15 protein-coding genes are annotated in these 20,638 nt (G+C 69.6%); 11 read left to right on the top strand and 4 right to left on the bottom strand.

The annotated features are described in order from the left end of the window. Positions 1 to 30 precede the first annotated feature (30 nt). Positions 31 to 1,029, top strand: coding sequence for a D-alanyl-D-alanine carboxypeptidase family protein (locus OIE13_RS03015; protein WP_326643371.1), 999 nt, complete (start codon positions 31 to 33; stop codon positions 1,027 to 1,029). Positions 1,030 to 1,099: 70 nt separating this feature from the next. Here the strand turns inward: OIE13_RS03015 and OIE13_RS03010 are convergent, their stop codons facing one another. Next, a complete protein-coding gene (locus tag OIE13_RS03010) occupies positions 1,100 to 2,026 on the bottom strand; it encodes a TrmH family RNA methyltransferase (protein ID WP_326829486.1) in 927 nt (308 codons plus the stop codon). Continuing rightward, a complete protein-coding gene (locus OIE13_RS03005; RefSeq protein WP_326643375.1) occupies positions 2,019 to 2,828 on the bottom strand; it encodes a DUF4184 family protein in 810 nt (269 codons plus the stop codon). The genes OIE13_RS03010 and OIE13_RS03005 overlap by 8 nt, the downstream gene beginning before the upstream one ends. A 141-nt stretch (positions 2,829 to 2,969) precedes the next feature. Between OIE13_RS03005 and OIE13_RS03000 the strand changes: the two genes are divergently transcribed. The 9 genes from OIE13_RS03000 to OIE13_RS02960 all read left to right on the top strand — a co-directional run bounded on the left by OIE13_RS03000 (position 2,970) and on the right by OIE13_RS02960 (position 16,449). After that, positions 2,970 to 3,596, top strand: a complete 627-nt coding sequence (locus tag OIE13_RS03000; RefSeq protein ID WP_326643377.1) for a hypothetical protein — start codon at positions 2,970 to 2,972, stop codon at positions 3,594 to 3,596. A gap of 221 nt (positions 3,597 to 3,817) precedes the next feature. Beyond that, positions 3,818 to 5,599, top strand: coding sequence for a substrate-binding and VWA domain-containing protein (locus OIE13_RS02995; RefSeq protein WP_326643379.1), 1,782 nt, complete (start codon positions 3,818 to 3,820; stop codon positions 5,597 to 5,599). A gap of 190 nt (positions 5,600 to 5,789) precedes the next feature. Beyond that, positions 5,790 to 7,559: a sigma factor gene (locus OIE13_RS02990; protein ID WP_326643381.1), complete on the top strand. Its 1,770-nt coding sequence runs from the start codon at positions 5,790 to 5,792 to the stop codon at positions 7,557 to 7,559. A 521-nt stretch (positions 7,560 to 8,080) separates the two neighbouring features. Further along, the gene (locus OIE13_RS02985; RefSeq protein WP_326643383.1) at positions 8,081 to 9,208 is read left to right on the top strand and encodes a GNAT family N-acetyltransferase; all 1,128 of its coding nucleotides are present in this window, start codon (positions 8,081 to 8,083) and stop codon (positions 9,206 to 9,208) included. A gap of 153 nt (positions 9,209 to 9,361) precedes the next feature. Then, complete coding sequence (locus tag OIE13_RS02980; RefSeq protein WP_326643385.1) at positions 9,362 to 10,192, top strand: glycosyltransferase family 2 protein; 831 nt, start codon at positions 9,362 to 9,364, stop codon at positions 10,190 to 10,192. Between the two features lie 2 nt (positions 10,193 to 10,194). Further along, entirely contained in the window at positions 10,195 to 11,136 is a 942-nt protein-coding gene (locus OIE13_RS02975; protein WP_326643387.1) for a glycosyltransferase family 2 protein, read from the top strand. Beyond that, positions 11,133 to 11,936 carry a polysaccharide deacetylase family protein gene (locus OIE13_RS02970; RefSeq protein WP_326643389.1) on the top strand — a complete coding sequence of 268 codons (804 nt, stop codon included), beginning with the start codon at positions 11,133 to 11,135 and terminating at the stop codon, positions 11,934 to 11,936. The genes OIE13_RS02975 and OIE13_RS02970 overlap by 4 nt, the downstream gene beginning before the upstream one ends. Positions 11,937 to 12,199: 263 nt before the next feature. Beyond that, positions 12,200 to 15,124 carry a hypothetical protein gene (locus tag OIE13_RS02965; RefSeq protein WP_326829485.1) on the top strand — a complete coding sequence of 975 codons (2,925 nt, stop codon included), beginning with the start codon at positions 12,200 to 12,202 and terminating at the stop codon, positions 15,122 to 15,124. 95 nt (positions 15,125 to 15,219) lie between these two features. Continuing rightward, entirely contained in the window at positions 15,220 to 16,449 is a 1,230-nt protein-coding gene (locus OIE13_RS02960) for a DUF418 domain-containing protein (protein ID WP_326643393.1), read from the top strand. Between the two features lie 73 nt (positions 16,450 to 16,522). Here OIE13_RS02960 and OIE13_RS02955 read toward each other — a convergent pair whose 3' ends face one another. Together OIE13_RS02955 and OIE13_RS02950 are read right to left on the bottom strand one after the other, a co-directional pair. Continuing rightward, a complete protein-coding gene (locus tag OIE13_RS02955; protein WP_326643395.1) occupies positions 16,523 to 17,770 on the bottom strand; it encodes a GH39 family glycosyl hydrolase in 1,248 nt (415 codons plus the stop codon). Between the two features lie 468 nt (positions 17,771 to 18,238). Continuing rightward, positions 18,239 to 19,264 carry a phosphotransferase family protein gene (locus OIE13_RS02950; RefSeq protein ID WP_326643397.1) on the bottom strand — a complete coding sequence of 342 codons (1,026 nt, stop codon included), beginning with the start codon at positions 19,262 to 19,264 and terminating at the stop codon, positions 18,239 to 18,241. A gap of 196 nt (positions 19,265 to 19,460) precedes the next feature. Between OIE13_RS02950 and OIE13_RS02945 the strand changes: the two genes are divergently transcribed. Beyond that, positions 19,461 to 20,546, top strand: a complete 1,086-nt coding sequence (locus tag OIE13_RS02945; protein WP_326643399.1) for a GNAT family N-acetyltransferase — start codon at positions 19,461 to 19,463, stop codon at positions 20,544 to 20,546. The last annotated feature ends 92 nt before the right edge of the window (positions 20,547 to 20,638 follow it).

The raw sequence follows: 20,638 nt of genomic DNA, 5'->3' as shown, positions 1-20,638 counted from the left end.
TTGACGGTGGCCTCTGCCAGCATGGCTCGCATGCATCACGGGGGAATCCGCCTCATCGCCCGCGCCGCGCTGGTCGCCGCGGCCACCCTGGCCACCGCGTCCCCGACGTCGGCCCTGGCCGCCGGTTCCCCGGAATCCACCCTGGTCACCGGACCGGCCGCGGCGGCTTTCAGCCCCGCACCCGCCGGGAAAAAGCCCGCCTCCGTGCCCTCGGTGCCGGGACGGGCAGCGTACCTGTACGACACGGACACGGGAGCGGTCCACCTGAGCAAGCAGGCCGGCAGGCGGATGCCGGTGGCCAGCCTGACAAAGATCATGACAGCGTACGTCGTGCTCAGGGAGGCGAGGCTGGACGACACCGTCACGATCCAGGCGGCGGATGTGCGGCATGCGGCGTCGAACGGCGCGGCCCACGCCTCCCTGAGCGCCGGGGAGCGGCTGACCGTCAGGGACCTGCTGTACGCGACCATGCTCCCCTCCGGGGCGGACGCCTCCCACGCCCTGGCCCGCGTCTACGGTCCCGGCAACGCGAGGTTCGTGGCGAAGATGAACGCCACGGCCCGCTCCATGGGCCTGGTCGACACCGCCTACGCCAGCGCCGACGGCCTGCCGAAGCCGGCACCCGGCCACTCCACGGCCTCAGATCAGGCGAAGCTGGCGGACATCGCGCTGCGCGACCCGGTGCTGCGGACCATCGCCTCCGCCAGGCGCCATGTCGTGGCCAGGTCCAAGGTGCACCGGGCACACTCCTGGACCAACACCAACAAGCTGCTCGGCAAGGCTCCCGGGGTCCTGGGCCTCAAGACCGGCTACACCAGCGCCGCCGGATACTGCCTGTCGTTCGCCGCCGACCGTGACGGCCACCGCCTCATCGGCGTCATCCTCGGCGAGTCCGACGCCGACCGGCGCTTCCAGACCGCGGCGCGGCTCCTGGCCTGGGCGAGCGAGCAGGGACTCCCCCGAGAGGCCCGGGCCGGCACCGGAGGCGAGGTCGCTCGACCTGCCGAAAGTCTCCACCGCGACATGTGAGCCTGCCCGCCCCTGCCGGACGGCATCCACTCCGAGCACCGGTTGCCTATGGGACCCGGACCCGTGAGGCTCAGCCCGCGCGCATCAGGCCGTGACAGGCGATGGCGGCCGCGGCCACCACATTGAGGGAGTCGACGCCGAGGCCCATGGCCGCCGGGCTCATCGGGATGCAGACCGGCTCGTCGGCCTCGCGCAGCCAGCGGGAGGAGAGCCCGTCCCCTTCCGAGCCGAGCAGGAGCGCCACCCGGTCGGCCATGGTGACCCTGTCCATGGGCGTGGCGGACTGGTCGGGGGTGAGGGCCAGCGTCTGGAAGCCCGCCTCGCGCAGTTCGGCCAGGCCCGCGTACCAGTCGGTCATCCGCGCGTACGGGATCGCGAAGACCGCACCCATGGAGACCTTCACCGACCTTCTGTACAGCGGGTCGGCACAGCGCGGCGAGAGGACGACCGCCTCGACGCCCAGCGCGGCGGCGCAGCGGAAGATGGCGCCGACGTTGCCGTGGTCGACGAGGTCCTCCAGGACCAGGACGCGCCGGGGCGGGGTGCCCTCGGCGCCGGGGCCCACGGCCTCCGCGCCCACCCGTCCGAGATCACGACCGGTGGCCCGGCCCGGGGACCTTCTCTCCGGGGAGGCGGCCCCGCCGGAGAGGATCTCCTCGACGGCGGGCAGGGGCAGGCGTTCCATCGCGGCGAGGGCGCCTCGGTGGACCTGGAAGCCGGTGACGCCCTCCATGACGGCGTCGTCCACGACGTGGACCCGCCCTTCGAGGGTGTCGAGGAGGTCGGCGAGGGGCTCGGCCCAGCGGGGGGTGAGCAGGACGGAGCGCACGGGATAGCCCGCCGCGACGGCGCGGCGGATGACCTTCTCCCCCTCGGCTATGAAGAGACCGTGCTCGGCCTCCAAGCTCTTGCGCAGCTCGACGTCACGCAGGTTGGCGTAGTCGGCCAACTGGTCGGCCAACTGGTCGGCCAGGTGGGGGTCGATGGCTTCAGGCACCCTCGAATACTGCCATGACCCGCCTGAGCTGCCATATCAGCGCGTGGACGAGGAGCATGGCGGAGCAGCCGACGACCACTCCCGCACCCAGCCTCGTCACGAGCTCCGCCGTGCCGCGTGGTGGGAAGGCGATGGGCCAGGCGATCGCGCCCAGCAGGATGGACAGGGCGGTGGCCAGGAACACGGCCATCCGCCCGCGGGCGGGAATGACCAGCCGCTCGGGAACCGGCCGGGGTTCCATTCCGGACAGGCCACGCCAGGCCCACCAGAGCACGACCGCCAGGCCGACCACCGTGGAGGTGTACTGCAGCAGGCGGAACAGGGGAAGCACGTCCGCCACCCGGGTGTCCAGCCAGTCCCAGCCCCACGTGGTGGAGCTGTAGGAGTGGGTGAAGGAGTCCCAGAGCTTGTGGGTGAGGGCGCCCACCGCGCCTCCGGCGATCACGGCGGGCAGCCGCCGCAATCCGTACATGCCGGGGGTCAGGGCCGCGGCGCGCCCGGCGAGGCCGGGAGGCAGGAGCGCGGTCAGCGGGTCGCGGAGCACCAGGTGGAATACCGCCAGCAACACGACGACGGCGAGCGGATCGATCGTGAGGACGCCCTCGAAGGAGTGCCAGATCATGTAGTCGGGCAGGAACGGGAAGAAGATCGGCAGATCGGGCACCATGGCACCCAGGGCGAGTGCCCAGGGGTCGAGCAACCGGCGCATACGCTCCGAGGAGATCAGTGGCAGCACGGCGGCCACATGACTGGGCGTGAACGGCACGGGTTTCCCTCCGACGATCTGCTGGGCAGGTCCCATCCTGTGGCACGATCACAGCGCGTGGGCACGCCGGGGAGCGGAGAAGCCACCGCGGTGGTGAGCTTTGCCGCTTCCCGGCACGACCACACTCCGTGACGGCTAGATTACCGAATGCCGTAGATCGGGGATTCGGAGGTCGCCGTGACCGACCAGACTGTGCCGGCGCCCAGCGCCGAGTGGCTGCGCGACGCCCACCGGGCCCGCGCGCTCTCCCTGGCCACCCTCCTCTGGCTGGGCGCGGAGAGCGTGCTCGGCATCGTCGCGGGACTGGGAGCGCACTCTGTCGCCCTCATCGGCTGGGGTACGTCGGCCCTGGTGGAGGCGGTGGCCAGCCTGATCGTGGTCTGGCGGTTCACCGGTTCGAGGACCGGTTCCGCGCACGCCGAGGAGCGGGCACGCAAGGCGGTGGCGATCAGCTTCTGGCTGCTGGCCCCCTACCTGGTGCTGCATGTGGCGCACGACCTGGGCGCGGGCCACCGGGCCGTGCCGAGCCTGCTCGGGATCGCCGTGACGGCGACCAGCGCGGTCGGCATGCCGTTTCTGGGGGTGGCCAAGCGGCGACTGGCCATCCGGCTGCACTCTGCGGCGACCGCGGGCGAGGGGACGCAGAACCTGATGTGCGCGCTGCTCGCCACGGGGGTGCTGGCCGGGCTGGCGCTGAACACCGCCGGGTGGTGGTGGGTGGATCCCGCCATGGCGGTGCTGCTGGCGGCGGTGGCGGTGCGGGAGGGGCTCAGGGCGTGGCACGGCCATTCCTGCCACCACTGACGCGCACCTCTCCCGCCGACGACCAGGCGATCCCGGCACCATTGACCACAGGCCGCCCCACTGGGACACAGGGTGCCAATATAAACACGTATGGTGATAACAGCACCAAAAGGGGTGTTTTGCCACAGTAACCGTTCCCAGTACAGTTCCGTGAACATTGCGGACAACCTCCCGATAGGGTGACCCGCTAGCTTCCTGACATCGACATCGAAGAGGGAATCGTGGGACGTCACCGTACGGATGATCTCGAGGGCGGCTACACCTCCTCCAAGGAGCCGCAGCCCAGGCGGAGGCGTGGGGGGCACGGCAGGGTGCTGGTCCCGCTGGCCGGTTCCGTCGCCCTCGCGGTGCTGCTCGGTGTGGCCGCGTTCGTGGTCATCAACCGCGACCGCGGGTGTGCGGGTGACGCGCTGCCACTGCGGATCACCGCCTCACCGGACATCCAGCCCGCCCTGTCCCAGATCGCCGAGCGCTTCAACAAGGCGTCCCACGAGGTCGAGGGCAGGTGCACCACCGTCGCGGTGACCAAGGGCGCCTCGGCGACCGTGGCCTCCTCCCTGAGCGGGGCCGGCGGCAGGGCCGCCGCGATGGATCTGTGGATCCCGGACTCGGGGCTGTGGGTGACGAACCTGCGGGCACGGAATCAGGAGGTGCCGGAGGCCGGCGCGTCCATCGCGCACTCCCCCATCGTCATGGTGGCCTCGGGCTTGGTGATACCGAACCTGAAGAAGAGCTTCGGCGAGGCCAGCTGGGGCGGCATGATCAACGCCGCCAACGTGGCCAACGTCGACGGCCCCGGCCGCAAGGTGCGCGTACTGGTGCTGGACCCCTCGCTCAACGCCGCCGGGCTCGGCGCGCTCCTGGCCGCCGCCGGGGTGGCCACGGCCTCGGGCGCGGGCGAGGAGCAGCTGGTCGGTGCGCTCAAGAACCTGTCGGGATCGACCTCGACGGTCCGCGACCAGGACGCGCTGCTGTCCAGCCTCGGTGTCAAGGGCAGCAAGGCCCCGCTGGGCATCGCCTCGGAGCAGGGTGTCTGGGCGTTCAACAAGGTCAAGAAGCCCGAGGTGCCCGCCGTACCGCTCTATCCGGCTGAGGGGACCATCAACCTCGACTACCCGGTGGTGATCACCGCCAAGGACACCGCCGTACGCAAGGCCGCCGAGGCGTTCCAGCAGGAGCTCGGCAGCGAGTCCTCCAAAAAGACCCTGCAGGATCAGGGCTTCCGCACCCCGGACGGCAAGGGCGGAAAGGCGATCTCCGGCTCCGCGGGCTTCCAGGCCAAGGCACCGCAGGCGATCGAGCCGCCCGACGGCAAGACCGTCGCGAGGATGTCGCAGACCTGGTCCCGGATCAAGCTCGGCACCAGGCTCGTCACCCTGCTGGACGTCTCGGGGACCATGGCCCTGCCGGTGCCCGGCACCGGCATGACCCGGATGCAGGCGATCAGCAGGATCGCCGTCGAGGGCATGAAGCTCTTTCCCGCCAAGAGCGAGCTGGGACTGTGGGAGTTCTCCACGCATCTCGACGGCCAGGGGGTCGACTACCGCGAGACGGTCCCGGTCGGCCCGCTCACCGAGGACATGAACGGCGTGCTGCGCAGGGACGTGCTCAACCAGAAGCTGATCGGGGCCCAGGCCAAGGCGACCGGCGACACCGGGCTCAACGACACCCTCGCCGCCGCCTACCGGCAGATGACCGACGAATACCAGAGCGACAAGATCAACACGGTGCTGATCCTCACCGACGGGGCGGGCAACGACGACCCGGACGGGGGGATCGGCAACCAGCAGATCCTGAAGCGGCTGAGGGAGCAGTTCAACCCGGAGAAGCCGGTCAGCGTCCTGATCATCGCGTTCGGCCCCGACGCCCCCAAGGGCAAGCGCCAGATGGAGGCCCTGGCCAAGGCGACCGGCGGTGACGCGTACATCGCCAAGGACGTCCTGGAGGTCAGGAAGTTCTTCCTGGAGGGCATGAAGCGCCGGCTCTGCGCCCCCAACTGCTGACTCCCCATCGCGTACGGCCGGCGCCACATTGGCACCAGCTGCACCAATTTTCCCAGGTCATACCAGGTTGGCATGATATTGACCCATCTGGTCAACCGGTTGCGGGGAGGTGACGTCCTACGCGTGTGAGGCCTGGAACGGGCGAGTGTCGAAGCCCGTGAACGAGCCCGTCCCGCGGGGAGGAATGTCCGTGCCCGGATGGCCGACCGTCGGCCGAACCGACGATCAACAACTCGTTGAGACGCTGCGGCGCGCCGACACGACGGCGCCCGCGAGCCTCTACGACTCCTATGCCGAACGTCTCCACGACTATGCCCACTCACTGCTGGGCGACCGTGAGAGCGCCGCCGGCGCCGTACACGACGCCCTGGTCACGGCCCAGGGCCGGGTGGACCGCCTGCGCGATCCCGGCCGCCTGCGCGCGTGGCTGTACGCACTCGTACGGATCCGGTGCGCGGGCGCGGAGCGCGGCGGCCGGCGGAGGACGGCACCGCCTCCTGACGTCCACGACGACCCGGGCGAGCGGGAACTGGCCGCCCTGGTCCACGAGGCGATGGCGGAGCTGGGCGGGCAGGAACGCGAGGTGCTGGAGCTTTCGCTCCGTCACGACCTCGGCGGCGGCGAGGTCGGCGCGGTGCTCGGGCTGACCTCCCGGCAGGTGACGGCGAGGCTCTGCCGGGCCCGCGACCACCTGGAGAACGCGGCGGCGGCCGTGGTACTCGCCAAGGTCGGCCGGGCGCACTGCCCCGACCTGTCGGCGATGGTCGACTCGTGGGAGGGGCCCCTCACCACGATCCTGCGCAGGCGGCTGTCGGCCCACATCGGCCGCTGCGAGGTATGCGTGGAGCGCAGGGACCGGCACGTCTCGGCCGGGCGGCTGCTGGACCTGGTGCCGCCGGCCTATCCGCCGCTCTCCCTGCGCCGCCGGGTGATCGAGACCTGCGTGAACCCGGAACTGCGCGAGGAGCGCGCCTCCGTCGTCGCCGAGGGCGACCACTTCGACAGGGCCGGGTTCCCGGTGGCGGGGCAGCGGCCACCGGGCCGCCGGCGGGCGGTGAGGAAGGAGCCGGCCGGCCGGCGGGCGCGCGACGAGGGAAGCCGCGGAACCCGGGAGACCGCGTCCCCCGCGGGCCCCCGGTCCCGGCGCGTGGCAACGCCCCCGGATGGTGCCGGGCGGTATACCGAGGTACTGCCGGCGCAGCGGCGGAGGCAGCGAAAGCGCAGGGGGCCCGTGCTGCTGCTGGCGGCGGTGTGCGTGCTGGCGGCCACCGGGGCGGTGGCCGTGGTGGGCGGGCAGGGCCTGGCCGGCGGGGCGTTGGGGAGCGCCGGGGCCGCACCGGGTACGGAACCCGCGCTGATCACACTGGAGCCCGGCCCGGAGCCGACGCCCGACCTGCCGCCGGAGGATCTGCCCCTTGAGGACCTGCCCCTTGAGGACCTGGAGACGGAGAGCGCGCCGACTCCCACTTCGCGAAGGACCCCGGCGACCGGGACGCCCGCTTCCACCCCCACCGCGGCGCGCCCGGCGCCGACCCGCGGGTCCTCCGCGCGGCCGGCCCGCGCCACCCGCGCCACCACCCGCGCCACCACCCCGCCGCCCGCAGCCGGGCGGCTGACCGTCTCGTGCCCGTCGAACATCGGAGAGGGCGCCGGGCAGATCCGGCTCGCGGCCCGCAACGCCACGCTCTCCTGGTCGGCGACCACCTCCGGCGGGCTCGATGTGCATCCCGCCCGGGGGCAACTGAAGGCGGGGGCGAGAGCCGTGATCTGGGTCACGGCCAAGGACCCCTCGGAGAGCGGCGCGGGCCGCGTCGCGTTCAAGTCCGCCGGAGGCAACGCCGGATGTGCGATCTCCTGGGAGAACCTGGAGGCGGACGCCTCCGCGCCTCCCCCGGACCCGGCCCCCGACCCGACCCCGGCCCCCTCCGCCGGGGCAGGCTCCGAGGGGGAGATAGGCTGATTCCCGCATCTCGTTTTACCTAACACCGAGACTTCTCTCAGGAATCCGGTAAACCATGGACGGGTGCCGAGCGTCGGCATTGACGTCCATGCTGAGTGATTGATCACATGAAGGCGCGATCAGTCACGTCATTACCAACCGGGAGTTTCGGAGATGTCGATCAACCGCAGGGTGCTCAAATGGGCACTCACCTTCGCATGTGTCGCGGGGGCCGTGATCGCCTTGGTCGACATCGACACTCCGTTACGCCTGGTTCTCACTCCCCTGTTCCTGTTGGTGGTTCCGGGCTTCGCGGTGGTAGGACTGTTGCGTGATCGTGACCCTCTTGCGGCACTATCAGTGGGGGCAGCGGCAAGCCTGGTTGTGAACGTTCTCCTGGCCGCTGCCATGCTCACTTTTGACGCGTGGTCGCCTCGTGCCGGAGTTGCGACGATCGCGGTGCTCGGCGGTTTCATATACGTACTACGCGTGTTGTATCGGGGGAGCGGGAGCTTGCAGACCGAACAGGGGGTCAGGTCAAGGTGAACATCGTCATCGTTCGTCCGGGAGACCTCGGGGAATCCGAGATCTCGCGATGGCGGGAGTTGCAGGTAGCGGATCCGTCGCTGGACAACCCCTTTCTCTCCGTGGAGTTCACGCTCGCCATGGGGCGCCTGCGTGACTACGTCCGCGTCGCGGTGATACAGGACGATGGCAAGATCGTGGGATTCTTCCCCTACGAACGGCACAGCTTCGGGATCGGCAAGCCTCTCGGGGGCTTCCTGACCACCTGCCACGGACTGATCTCCGTCCCCGGCCTCGACCTGGACGTCCGTGCCCTGCTGCGCGCCTGCAAGCTCTCGGTCTTCGACTTCGACCACCTGGTCCCCGGCCAGCCGACGTTCGCGGCGTACGAGTCCGACGTGCGACCGGCGCCGGTGATGGACCTCAGCGTGGGTTTCGAGACCTACATCGAGCAGGTGAAGGCCAACTCGCCGAAGAACCTCAAGACCGTCCGTTACAAGGAGCGCAAGCTCGGCCGCGAGCAGGGCGAGATCCGCTTCGAGTGGGACTCGTCCGACCTTGGCACGCTCCGCACGCTCACCAACTGGAAGTCCGACCAGTACCGCAGGACGGGCCGCGTCGACCGCTTCGCCCAGCCGTGGATCGTCCAGCTGCTCGACGAGATGCACGCGGAGAGGTCCGAGAGTTTCGCGGGTGTCCTGACCATGGTCTACGCCGGAGACAGGCCGGTCGCCGGGCACTTCGGCCTCCGTACCGCGACGACCCTGGTCGGCTGGTTCCCCGCCTACGACACCGAGTTCGCGCGCTACTCTCCCGGCATCATGCACCACCTGCACATGGCCGAGCACGCCGCCGGCTCAGGGTTGCGGCAGGTCGACATGGGCAAGGGCGGGCGCGAGTACAAGAGCTGGCTGAAGAGCGGTGACCTCTTCGTCGCGGAGGGCCGCGTCTCACGTCCCTCCCCCGCGGCCGCCGTCCACTGGATCGGCCGCACCCCGGTCAACAAAGCACGAACGATCGTTACTGATCGCCCGCATCTGTACAGGCTTGCTGACCGTGTGCTGAAGGGGTTCGGCCGTATGCGCTCCCCCGCGCAGAACCAATCAAGCACCCCGGTCGTCAAGGAACCATGGGGAGTGGGTTAGACCCGCTCCCACCACCGCACCCATTCGCCAGGACCCTCGCATGCAACCCTCATCGCATTCGCCATTTCCCCCGATCCCTCCGATCGCCTATGGCCCCGGGTCCGTCCGCCAGTCGCCCCCGACGACCGACCGCCCGGAAGGACATCCGTCACCATGAGTCCCGAAGTCGCCAAGCACTACAACAACAAGCCGCCCCTGAGGGCGGTGCCGCCCATCGAGCGGTTCACCCCCATCACCCCCAACATGGCGATCTCCCCGACCGTCAGCGTCGTCGTACCGGCCATGAACGAGGCGGAGAACCTTCCGCACGTCTTCGCGACGCTGCCGCAGTGGATCGACGAGATCGTCCTGGTGGACGGCAACTCGGTGGACGACACCATCGCCGTGGCCAGGAAGCTGCGCCCCAACATCCGCGTGGTCCGCCAGACCGGCAAGGGCAAGGGGAACGCGCTCTCGGCCGGATTCGCCGCCTGCACCGGCGACATCATCGTGATGATCGACGCCGACGGGTCCACGGACGGCCGCGAGATCATCCAGTTCGTGGGCGCGCTGGTCACCGGGGCCGACTTCGTCAAGGGCTCGCGCTACGCATCCGGCGGCGGCAGCGACGACCTGACGTTCATCCGCAAGTTCGGCAACAAGACGCTGACCGCGCTGGTCAACAGGATGTACGGGACCAGCTACAGCGACCTGTGCTACGGCTACAACGCCTTCTGGGCCCGCCACCTGGACGTCCTCAACCTCGACTGCGACGGATTCGAGATCGAGACCCTGATGAACGTCCGCGCCGCCAAGGCCGGGCTCAAGGTTCACGAGGTTCCCAGCCACGAGCGCTGCCGCATCCACGGCGAGAGCAACCTGCACGCCGTCCGCGACGGCATCCGGGTGCTGAAGACCATCATCCGCGAGTGGCGGAGCAGCCCCGCTCCCGTCGTTCACGAGCCGGCGGCCGCCTCCCGCGCGGCGGACCAGGGCGCCGCGTAGCCATGAGAAGCAGTGTCGTCATCTGCGTCTACACCGAGGAACGCTGGGAGGACATCCGAGCAGCCGTCGAGTCGGTCGAGAACCAGAGCCACCGGCCGCACGAGATCATCCTGGTCGTCGACTACAACCCGGACCTCCATCTGAAGCTGAAGAAGGAGTACCCCGGCGCGATCGTGGTGGAGAACGCTCAGGAGAAGGGGTTGTCCGGTGGCAAGAACACCGGCGCGGCGACCGCCTCCGGCGACATCGTGGCGTACCTGGACGACGACGCCGTCGCGGAGCCTGGCTGGCTGGAAGCACTGGAGGAGGGCTTCCAGGACCCGACCATCGTGGGGGTGGGCGGGCTGACCAGGCCGCTGTGGGGCACCGGGCACCGGCCCGGCTGGTATCCCCACGAGTTCGACTGGACCGTGGGCTGCAGCTATCGCGGCATGCCCACGGAGCGGGCGCGGATCCGCAACGTCATGGGCGGCAACGCGGCCTTCCGCAGGGAGGTCGTGGGCGGTGTCGGCGGGTTCCACACCGGCATCGGGCGCAGCGTGCAGGGGCGCAAGCCACGCCCGCTGGGCTGTGAGGAGACCGAGTTCTGCATCCGGCTCTCGCAGCGGATGCCCGGTTCGGGGATGCTGTTCGAACCGGCCGCGGTGATCGGCCACAAGGTGCCGGCCGTGCGCGCCACCTTCGCCTACTTCCGCTCGCGGTGTTACGCGGAGGGCCTGTCCAAGGCGCTGGTCACCCAGAGCGTGGGGGCGGGCGACGGGCTGTCGAGCGAGCGGGCGCACGTGCTGAAGGCGCTGCCGCTGGGCGCGTTGCGCGGGGTCGGCGAGGCGCTGCGGGGTGATCTGTCCGGCCTGGGCAGGGCAGGTGCGATCGTCGTCGGTCTCGCCTGGACCGCCTGGGGTTACGTCATCGGTTCCCTTCGACTGAAGCGGGTGCGTTCATGATCCGCGTACCGATCCTGATGTACCACTCGGTCTCCGACCGGCCCAACGCCGAGACGAAGCCGCTGGCGGTACGCCCCTCGGCCTTCGCCGAGCAACTGGCCTACCTGAAGGAGAACCGGTTCACGCCGCTGACGGTGGCCGACCTGGTCGCCTCGCTGCACAAGAACAACGGCCGCTCCATCCCGGAGCGGCCGGTGGTGGTGACCTTCGACGACGGGTACGCCGACTTCCACAGCGAGGCGCTGCCCCTGCTTGAGCGCTACGACTTCCCCGCGACCGTCTTTCTGACCAGCGGGTGGGTCAGCGACGCGGGCAAGGACGCGGCGGGCAGGCCACTGGACACGATGCTGTCGTGGAGCCAGGCGTGTGAGGCGGCCTCGTGCGGCATCGAGATCGGCGGCCACAGCCACAGCCATCCGCAGCTGGACCAGCTTTCGGATGACGAGCTCCGTCAGGAGTTGCGGCGCAACAAGGCCCTGCTCGAAGACAAGATCGGCTCCCTGGTCTCGACGATGGCCTACCCGTACGGCTACTCCAGCGCGCGGGTGCGGCGCGAGGTCCGGCGGGCCGGCTACTGGGCCGCCTGCGCGGTGAGCAACGCCATCGCCGCCGACCGGCACGACGTGCTCGCGCTGCCGCGCCTGACCATCGCCGAGGGCACGTCGATGAGAATGTTCAGCCGGGCCGTCGAGGGAAACCAGGTCCCGCTGATCTACATGAAAGAACGGATGCTGACGAAGGGCTACGCTGTCGTCAGGCGCACGAGATATGGTCTGCGCCGGGTGCGCGGCCAGGTGTGAGCGGCCTCTCCAGCCGGGAGAGGCGTGGCCCGCGGGCCGGCGCCCTCCCGGGTGCGCTCGTCTCTCTCTCCGTCCTCGCCGATGCTCCCGCACGGGAGCGCAGGTGGCGGTACGGGTGCCGCCGGGCGGAATCCGGTCGCGGTATTGCTCTTCAACGGTCTACGCAAAGCAGTCGAACATGATGTATCTCCGTGTTCGCCCGTCGCACCTCGGTCCGCGTAGCCGCCATGATGTTAGACGTGAGGCAACGGGCAGGTAATGACGTGACGACGACACCGGCGACGGAGACCGCCGAGGTCGGGGAGACCGATCCCACCCACCCCGCGCCTTCGGACGGAGCGCGCGACGGGTCCGACAGCGAGCACACCGGCGCGGCGTCCTCCGAGGCTCAGGAGGTTTTGGACGAGGCGCCCGACGGCGAGACTCCCGACACCGCCGCACCGGGTACCGACCGGGACGGCGAGGCCACCGACGCCTCTCGTGACGGCGGAGCGCCGGGCGCAGACCGTGACGGCGGCGACAGTGCCCCGGGAGACGCGGACGACGCACCGGATACGCCGGGTGCGCCACCGGGCGTGATCTCCGGCCGGGCTCCCGATGACACCTCCGACGGCGACGACATGGAGACCACCGCCGTCATCCGGCTCCCCGCACGCCCGATCTCACCGCCCACGGCGGACGCCCCCGAGGTCGAGGCGGCCGAGGGCGCCTCCGACAGCGAGATCGACACCACGACGGAGATGCGTCTGCCCTCGGCACCGCTCCGTCCGACGCCGAAACGCACGGGATCGGAACGCACGGGATCGGAACGCACGGGATCGGAACGCACGGGATCGGAACGCACGGGATCGGTGGGTGCGGGATCGGTGGGGGCGGCGGAGCGGCGAAGAAGGGCCGTCGCGACGCCCAGCCTGCTTCCAGGGACCTCTGAGGCCCCTGAGGTCACTGAGACCGCTTCGGAGGCCCCGGGAGCTCCAACGGGCCGTCGGGAGCCGCAGAGCGCGCGGCGGATTTCGGGACAGGCGGCTCCGGCCGCCGCCAGACCGTCGCGAATGACGGCCGTGATGCAGTCGGCCGCGGTGTGGCTGCCGCCGTTGCTCACGGTCGAAGGCCTGATCATGTACGTGCTGGCCCTGCGCGTGGCACCGGGCCCGCTGCGGGGCGTCGACGTGACCAAGATCGACGCCCTGGGCCTGATCTCGGCCATGCCGCTGACCGCGTTCGCCGCGATCCTGCTGATGCTCGTCGCGTTCTTCGTCACGATCGCGCAGAACACCGACCGCAAGTTCCTGCTGCTCTTCCAGATCGCGGCGATCACCTTCGCCCTGCACGGGGCGTCGGCCCTGATCTCGGACGAGGCCAGGTTCCCCACGGCCTACGTGCACGCCGGCTTCGTGGAGTACATCAACCGCACCGGCGAGTCGTCCGCGATCCTCGACGCCCGCCTCGCCTGGCCGGGGTTCTTCGCGCTGGTGGCGTTCGTCACCAAGGCCGCCGGGGTCACCGACCTGGCGACGATCATGCGGTGGACGCCGCTGCTGTCGAACCTGCTGTACCTGCTGCCGTTCGTGCTGATCCTGCGCCAGGTGGTCGCCACCACCCGTGCCCGCTGGTTCGCCGCCCTGCTGTTCGTCATCGTCCAGTGGATCGGCCAGGACTACTTCTCCTCCCAGGGCTTCACGTACGCGATCTACCTGGCCTTCGTGGCGATCGTGCTGCGCTGGTTCGGCAAGGTCGAGCCCCGCGACAAACCGATGCCGGCCAAGGGCCCCATCCGGCGGCTGCTGGCCCGCCTGGACGGGCTGACCCCCGGTGAGCTGCCCCACTCGACGGGCGCCTACGACCGAGTGATCATGCTGATCGTGCTGATCGGCCTGTTCGGCACCGCGACCGCCTCGCACCAGATCACGCCGTTCATGATGCTCGGCGCGCTGACCGGCCTGATCCTGCTCCGGCGCTCCTCGCTCAGCTGGGGGCTACCGTTCTTCCTCGGCCTGATCGTGCTGTCGTGGATCAGCTACCAGACGGTCACCTTCTGGAGCGGGCACATCGACCAGCTCTTCGGCGGACTGGGCCGGATCCTGCAGAACCTGCAGAGCAACACCGGTGACCGGATCGACGGCAGCGATCCCAGGCACGCCCTCGTCCTGATGGCCCGCCTCGGCATCTGCGGCGTCATCCTGACGCTGGCCGCCGTCGGCCTGCTGCGCCGCGTGCGGCGCGGTGTCGGCGACCGCGCGGCCCTGCTGCTGCTCTGCGTCCCGGTGCTGGCGCTCGGGCTGCAGAACTACGGCGGCGAGATCGGCCTGCGGATCTACCTGTTCGCGCTGCCCGGCGCCTGCATCCTGGCCGCGTACGCCTTCTTCCCGAACCTTCCCGCCGGCACCGAGGACGCGCCGGAGGAGACGGTGCCGATCCGCAAACGCAACATCCGGTTCAACCCGGAGCTGACGCGCCGGATCTCACTGCTGCTGGCCGCCGGGTGCGCCATGGCGCTGGCGATGGTCTTCCTGGTCGCCAGATACGGCAACGAGCAGTTCGAGCGAGTCTCGGCGAGCGAGGTCGCGGCGATGCGCTACATCTACGACCACGACGAACCCAGTGCCCGTGTCCTCTACCTGAGCCCGGTGCTCGGCCCCGAGGTCACGCCCATCATCCCGTGGGGCGAACAGGACTTCGACAAGATCTCCTACGAGCAGGCGCTGGTGAACCCGGACCCGGCCCGTATCTCCGCGGTGATCGACAAGCTTCGCGCGTCACCACCCAACACCTACCTGGTGGCGACCCGCGCGCAGGCCGGATACCTGCAGCTCAACCACGGCTACCCCCGTGACTGGGCCCCGCGGTTCCGCGCCGCCCTGGACGCCAGCAAGGAGGTCACACGTGTTTTCAACGGCGAAGACGCCGCCGTCTACACGCTGAAGTCCTTCCCCGAGGGCACCGAGATCCCCGAGCGCGGGGTGCCGCTCGGCGGCAGCGACCCGACCTCGCCATGGACGCCTGTCGGCCTGGCCGCGCTGGGTGTGACCTGGATCGCGTTGTTCACCTACGAGGTGTTCTGCCTGAGGGGCCGAGGCCGGGGTAAGCGGGCCAGGAGGCGCATCCTGTTCGTCGCGGTGCCCGCGTTCGTGCTGGCCCTGGCGGTGATCGCGGAGCGCTTCATCGTCATCGGGTACCAGCTTCAATAAAGAGCAAAGTCTCTTGGCTCGCGGCCTCGCCGCGCCATACTGGGCACCGTTTGCCGGGAGACGTACGTCTCAGAGCCTGGTCGAAGGACGGTTGGATGTTCGCTGGGGAACCCCTTGGCCGGGCGGGGACCTCCACCCAGGCCGGGGGACGGCGGATCGCGGCGGTCGACGCGCTGCGTGGTTTCGCGCTGTTCGGCATCCTGGTGGTCAACATCACCTATCTCGCCTCCGGATACCGGATGGCGGGGCTGGCGGCGCCGTCGTTCTCCGCGCCGCTCGACTGGGAGGTGCGCTGGATCGTCTCGTTGTTCTTCGAGAACAAGTTCTATCTGCTTTTCGCCTTCCTGTTCGGCTACAGCTTCACCCTCCAGCTCGACTCGGCGCACGCCTCGGCGACGGCTTTCACCCCCAGGTTCCTGCGCCGCCTGGGAGGGCTGTTCCTGCTCGGCCTCGCCCACGGGATCCTGCTGTTCCCCGGTGACATCCTGGCCACGTACGCGATAGTCGGGCTGGTCCTGCTGGCGGTGCGGCGGATCACCCCGCGCACCGCGATGATCTCCGCGGTCGCGCTGACCGTGGCGCTGGCGGTGGGGACGCTGTTGCTGGCCGTGCTGGCGACGCTGGGCACCGACGCCTCGGGGGCCGTCTCCGAGAGCGCCGCCCAGGCCGCCATGTCCGACCGCGCCCTGCACGGCTCCGCATCCATGATCATCAACGAGCACCTGCACAAACTCGCCAGGATCTTCGTGCTGCGGGTCTTCTTCCAGGGCCCCACGGTGCTCGCCGCCTGCCTGGTCGGACTGGCACTGGGCAAGATGCGCCTGCTGAGGGACCTGTCCGGGCACACGGCGACGCTGCGGCGGCTGCAGTGGTCGGGGTTCACCGTCGGCCTCGCCGGGGCCGTGGTCTACGCACACTCGACCTGGTCGGGCGGTGGGCACGCGTACCACATGGTCGGCCAGTCGGTGAACCTGGTCACCGCGCCGTTGCTGGCCGCGGCCTACGCCGCCACCCTGCTGCGCCTGCTCCCCGCGGCACCGCGCCTGGCCGGGGTGCTCGCTCCTCCCGGCAGGTTGGCGCTGACGAACTATCTGGGACAGTCGCTGATCAGCTCACTGATCTTCACCGGCTACGGGATGAGCCTGATCGACCAGCTCAGCCCGTTCTCCGTCGTGTCGATCGGCATCGCCATCTTCGCGGTCCAGGCCGTGTGGAGCCGGTGGTGGCTGAGCCGCCATCACTACGGGCCCGTGGAGTGGCTGCTGCGCTGGTTCACCGACTGGCGCAGGCCCTCCCGTTCCCCTGCCCGCCCGGAGAGCGCCTAACCGCTGCGGATCGCGCCGTAGCGTCGGACGGCGCCTCGCGGGCGTATGCGGCGAGGCGCCGTCCGACCGGAGACTAGGCGCCGACGCGCTCGCTCCACTTGATCTCGTACGGTTTCAACTGGAACTGCTTGCCGTCCACGGTGGTGCTCGCGGCCGCGTTGGTGGTGTTGACCATCACGAGCTGACGTTCCTGGGCGAGGACCCGCACCTTCCCGTTGGAGGAGGTGACCGTCTCCAGCCTGGTCCCGTTGGGGAACCACTTGGCGAAGCCGCTCAGGACGCCCGCCATGGGCATCTCCTCACCGGTGCTCGGGTGCCACAGGCAGCCCAGGCAGACCTGGTTGTCGCCGCCGGTGGACTTGCGCTGCGGGTTCCAGTAGAGCGAGGTGGTGACGCCGCTGGTGGCGAACTCCATCATCGCGGCGGTCTGGACGGCGATACGGCGCTCCTCGCTCCAGTTCCTGCTGTCCGGCTCGACGTACCACTCGGCCCACCAGACCGGCAGGTCGCCGCTCTTCTGCCGCAGCCAGGTGGTGAGGGCCCCGAACTTGCCCAGGGCGGTGAACTCGTCGGGGTAGGCACCGGCCTCCCTGGTGACCGAGGCTCCGTCGACGACTATGAAGTCGGCGCCCTTCTTCTTCTCGATCCAGTACTCGACCGCCTCCAGGTCACGCTGGACGACGCTCCCCCACGGTCCCTGGATCTCCGCCCCCCGTTCGGGAGTGGTGGTGCTGCCGACCGACACGTAGGGTCCGCCGACCTTGATGTCCTTGTCGACGGCCTTCAGCGCGTCGTAGACCTTGTTGTAGAGCTCGGTGTAGCCCTCGATGTCCCAGCGGTTCTGGGCGTTGTTCCAGAAACCCTTCAGCTCGTTCCAGACCATGTAGTGCTTGACCGTGGGGTAGCGCCTGGCGACCGTCGCGGCGAGCTTCGCGTAGTCGTCGAAGTGCTCGCGCCGGGGCGCCGTCTCCAGCTGCGTCCAGTCGGTCCGGCCGGAGGTGCCGCCCTTCATCCAGTCGGGTGAGCAGCAGAGCGTGATGATCGGGATGGCCTGGGACTTGGACATGAACCTGATGCGACGGTCGAGGTCGCGGAAGTCGTTCTTGCCGGGCGCGGGCTCGGGATTGCCCGCGCCCCAGCCCATGATGTGCTGGTTCTGCAGCAGCGGAACCCGGCTGAGCATGTGGGAGGCGGCCTCGGTGACCTTGCCGTCCTCGTTGTCGGCGCTGAACTCGGTGTGGGTGATGCCCCAGCGTGGCCACTCCTGGACCGCGGGTGGTTCCTCCAGCGTCGGCGCCGCCTGCGTGGGAGGAATTGTCATGCTCTGTCCGCGAGGAACATCCGGCTTGACAGCAAAGGCGATAATGCCCACCACCAGCACCGCTGTTACAGCCATCGCCCCCAGCGCGACCGGCCAGGCCGGGCGCCGTCGCTGGTGCCGTCCGTTAGTCGGTATCACCGATTCCTCAATCCTCGCAGGTCAACGAATGTAGCGTTCCACAGTGGCAACGGGCGTGACGATGGCCTGAGATGGTTCACAGGCAAGCGTTACCGGTCGTGTCGCCAGCGTATCCATGACGACTTGCATGACGGTTGAAAGTCAACGGTAGTTCCCGGCACGCCCCCGGTCACGGGGTCGTACGACACCCCCGCCACGAGTCCGAAACGGCCGGGGACCGCGACCGCCGGAGACTCAGCCCCTCCAGGACCCGCAGTACAGCGGGACCGCGACCGCCGACTCAGCCCTCCAGAACCCGCAGTACAGCCGGGGATCGCAACCGCCGGAGACTCAGCCCTCCAGGACCCGCAGTGCCCGGTCGACGAGCGTGGGAACGGCGGCGCCGATGTGCTCGAAGCCCTCGCCGACGGTCTTGCCCTGTTTGAACCTGGCGTGGATGCCCTCCACGATGACGGCGAGCTTGTAGTTGCCGAAGGCCAGGTAGAAGTCCAGGTCGGACAGGTCCGCGCCGGAGACCTTGGCGTAGTGGGCGGCGAACTCGCGGGTGGTGAGGAAGCCGGGGGCCACGGTGACGCCCGCCGCGACCGGGATCGAGGCGCGCTCGGTGTCGCCGGGGTCCTGCCAGTAGGTGAGGGTGAGGCCGAGGTCCGCCAGGGGATCGCCGAGTGTGGACATCTCCCAGTCGACGACGGCGAGGATGTCGGGGTCCGGCGAGATTCGCACGAGTGTGTTGTCGAGCCGGTAGTCACCGTGAACCAGCGTCGAGGCCGAGCGGGCGGGCAGGCGCTCGCGAAGGAGTGCCACCAGACGGTCGTACGCGGGCAACTCGCCGGTCTTCGACCGCTCCCACTGCTGTCCCCAGCGCTCCAGCTGGCGGGCCATGTATCCCTCGGGGCGCCCGAAGTCGGCCAGGCCCACCTTCCGGTAGTCGATCGCGTGGATCGCGGCGAGCACCTCCGCCAGCCGCTCCGACAGTCTCCGGGTCTGCTCGGGGGTGAGCTCCCGCGCCTCCTCCTGGCTCCGCACGGCCGCACCGTCCACATGCGCCATGAGATAGAACGGCGCTCCGATCACGTCCTGGTCGTCGCAGAAGGCGACCGGCTCGGGCACCGGGACGGAGGTCGGCGCGAGCGCCGAGATCACCCGCCACTCACGCCTCATGTCGTGAGCGGTCGGCAGCACGTGCCCGAGCGGCGGGCGGCGCAGCACCAGACGGCGCCCGGGGGTCTCGACGACGTACGTCAGGTTGGACCTGCCACCGGCGATCAGTGAGACTCCGGTGGGCTCGCCGGCGCCGGGGACGTTGGCGGCGATCCATCCGACGAGGCGGAGCCAGTCGATGCCAGGGGTGCTCATGGCCCCCATTAGAACGCCACTCGGGTCAGGGGCGCCACCTGGAGCCCCACAATGAGATCCCGAAACGTTGCCTATCCCACCGCTGGGGATCCCTTCCATCCTTTATCGTTACATTACGTCCCTACCAGCATGCTTGAGCTTTACGGCATCCTGCACAGGATGACGTAGGGGACCCCGCACATCCCAGTAGGAGCTCATGCGCGTCTCAATCGTTCAGCCCCGTGATCTCGGACCGGTCGACATCGACCGCTGGAGGACTCTCCAGGGTGCCGACGCCGCTTTCGACAGCCCGTTCCTGTCGCCGGAGTTCACAGTCACCGTCGGCGCCCTGCAGGAGCGCGTCCGGGTCGCAGTGCTGTACGAAGGACAGGACGTGGTGGGGTTCTTCCCCTTCGAACGCCATCCGATGGGGATCGGCATGCCCGTGGCCGCGGGCCTGACCGACGCGCAGGGGCTGGTCCACGCCAAGGACGTGGAGATCGACGCACGGCGCCTGATCAGGGCCTGTGGTCTGGCCGTCTACGAGTTCGACCACCTGATCGCGGGGCAGCCGCTGCTCCAGCCGGGGCACAGCAGGCACCCTTCACCGATCATCGATCTCCGCGACGGTTTCGAGTCGTACATCGAGACGATCAAGGTGACCTCCGGCAAGACCTACCGCTCGACGGCGTACAAGAGCCGCAAGCTCCAGCGTGACGCCGGGACGCTCCGGCACGACTACGCCACCACCGACCTGGCGCCGCTGCGCACCCTGCTCGGCTGGAAGACCGAGCAGTATCGCCGCACCGGCCGCAACGACAGGTTCGCCCGGCCATGGATCGTGGAGCTGGTCGAACGGCTCCTCGCCACCGACACCGAGCACTTCGGCGGTGTCCTCGACATGGTGTACGTGAACGAGAAGCCGGTCGCCGGGCACTTCGGCCTGCGCACCGGCACCACGCTCGCGGGCTGGTTCCCCGCCTACGACACCGCCTTCGCGAAGTACTCCCCCGGCCTGATTCACCACCTGGCCATGGCCGAGAAGGCCGCGGAGGCCGGGATCGGAGTCATCGACATGGGCCGAGGGGAGAAGGAGTACAAGGAGAAGCTGAAGAACGGCGAGTACGAGGTCTCGGAGGGCCGCGTCGCCCGGCTGAGCCCCGGCGCCGGGGTCCACTGGATGCTGCGGGTGCCGGTGCGCAAGGCACGTGGCACGGTCCTGGCCAACCCGCTGCTGCGCACCACCGCCGACCGCGCGCTCAAGACGTACGGCCGCCTGCGAACGTCCCTGCAGTCCTCCTGACCGCGTCCGCGATGTGGGAACGGTCCTTTCTCACCCGATCAGCCCGGCGACCACCGAGACGCCGCTCTCACCCGATCAGCCCGGCGACCACC

The sequence above is a fragment of the Streptosporangium sp. NBC_01810 genome, from assembly GCF_035917355.1.
GTDB lineage: Bacteria > Actinomycetota > Actinomycetes > Streptosporangiales > Streptosporangiaceae > Streptosporangium.
The sequence above is the reverse complement of the archived record's forward strand: the minus strand, read 5'-3'. Positions and strand labels throughout refer to the sequence as shown.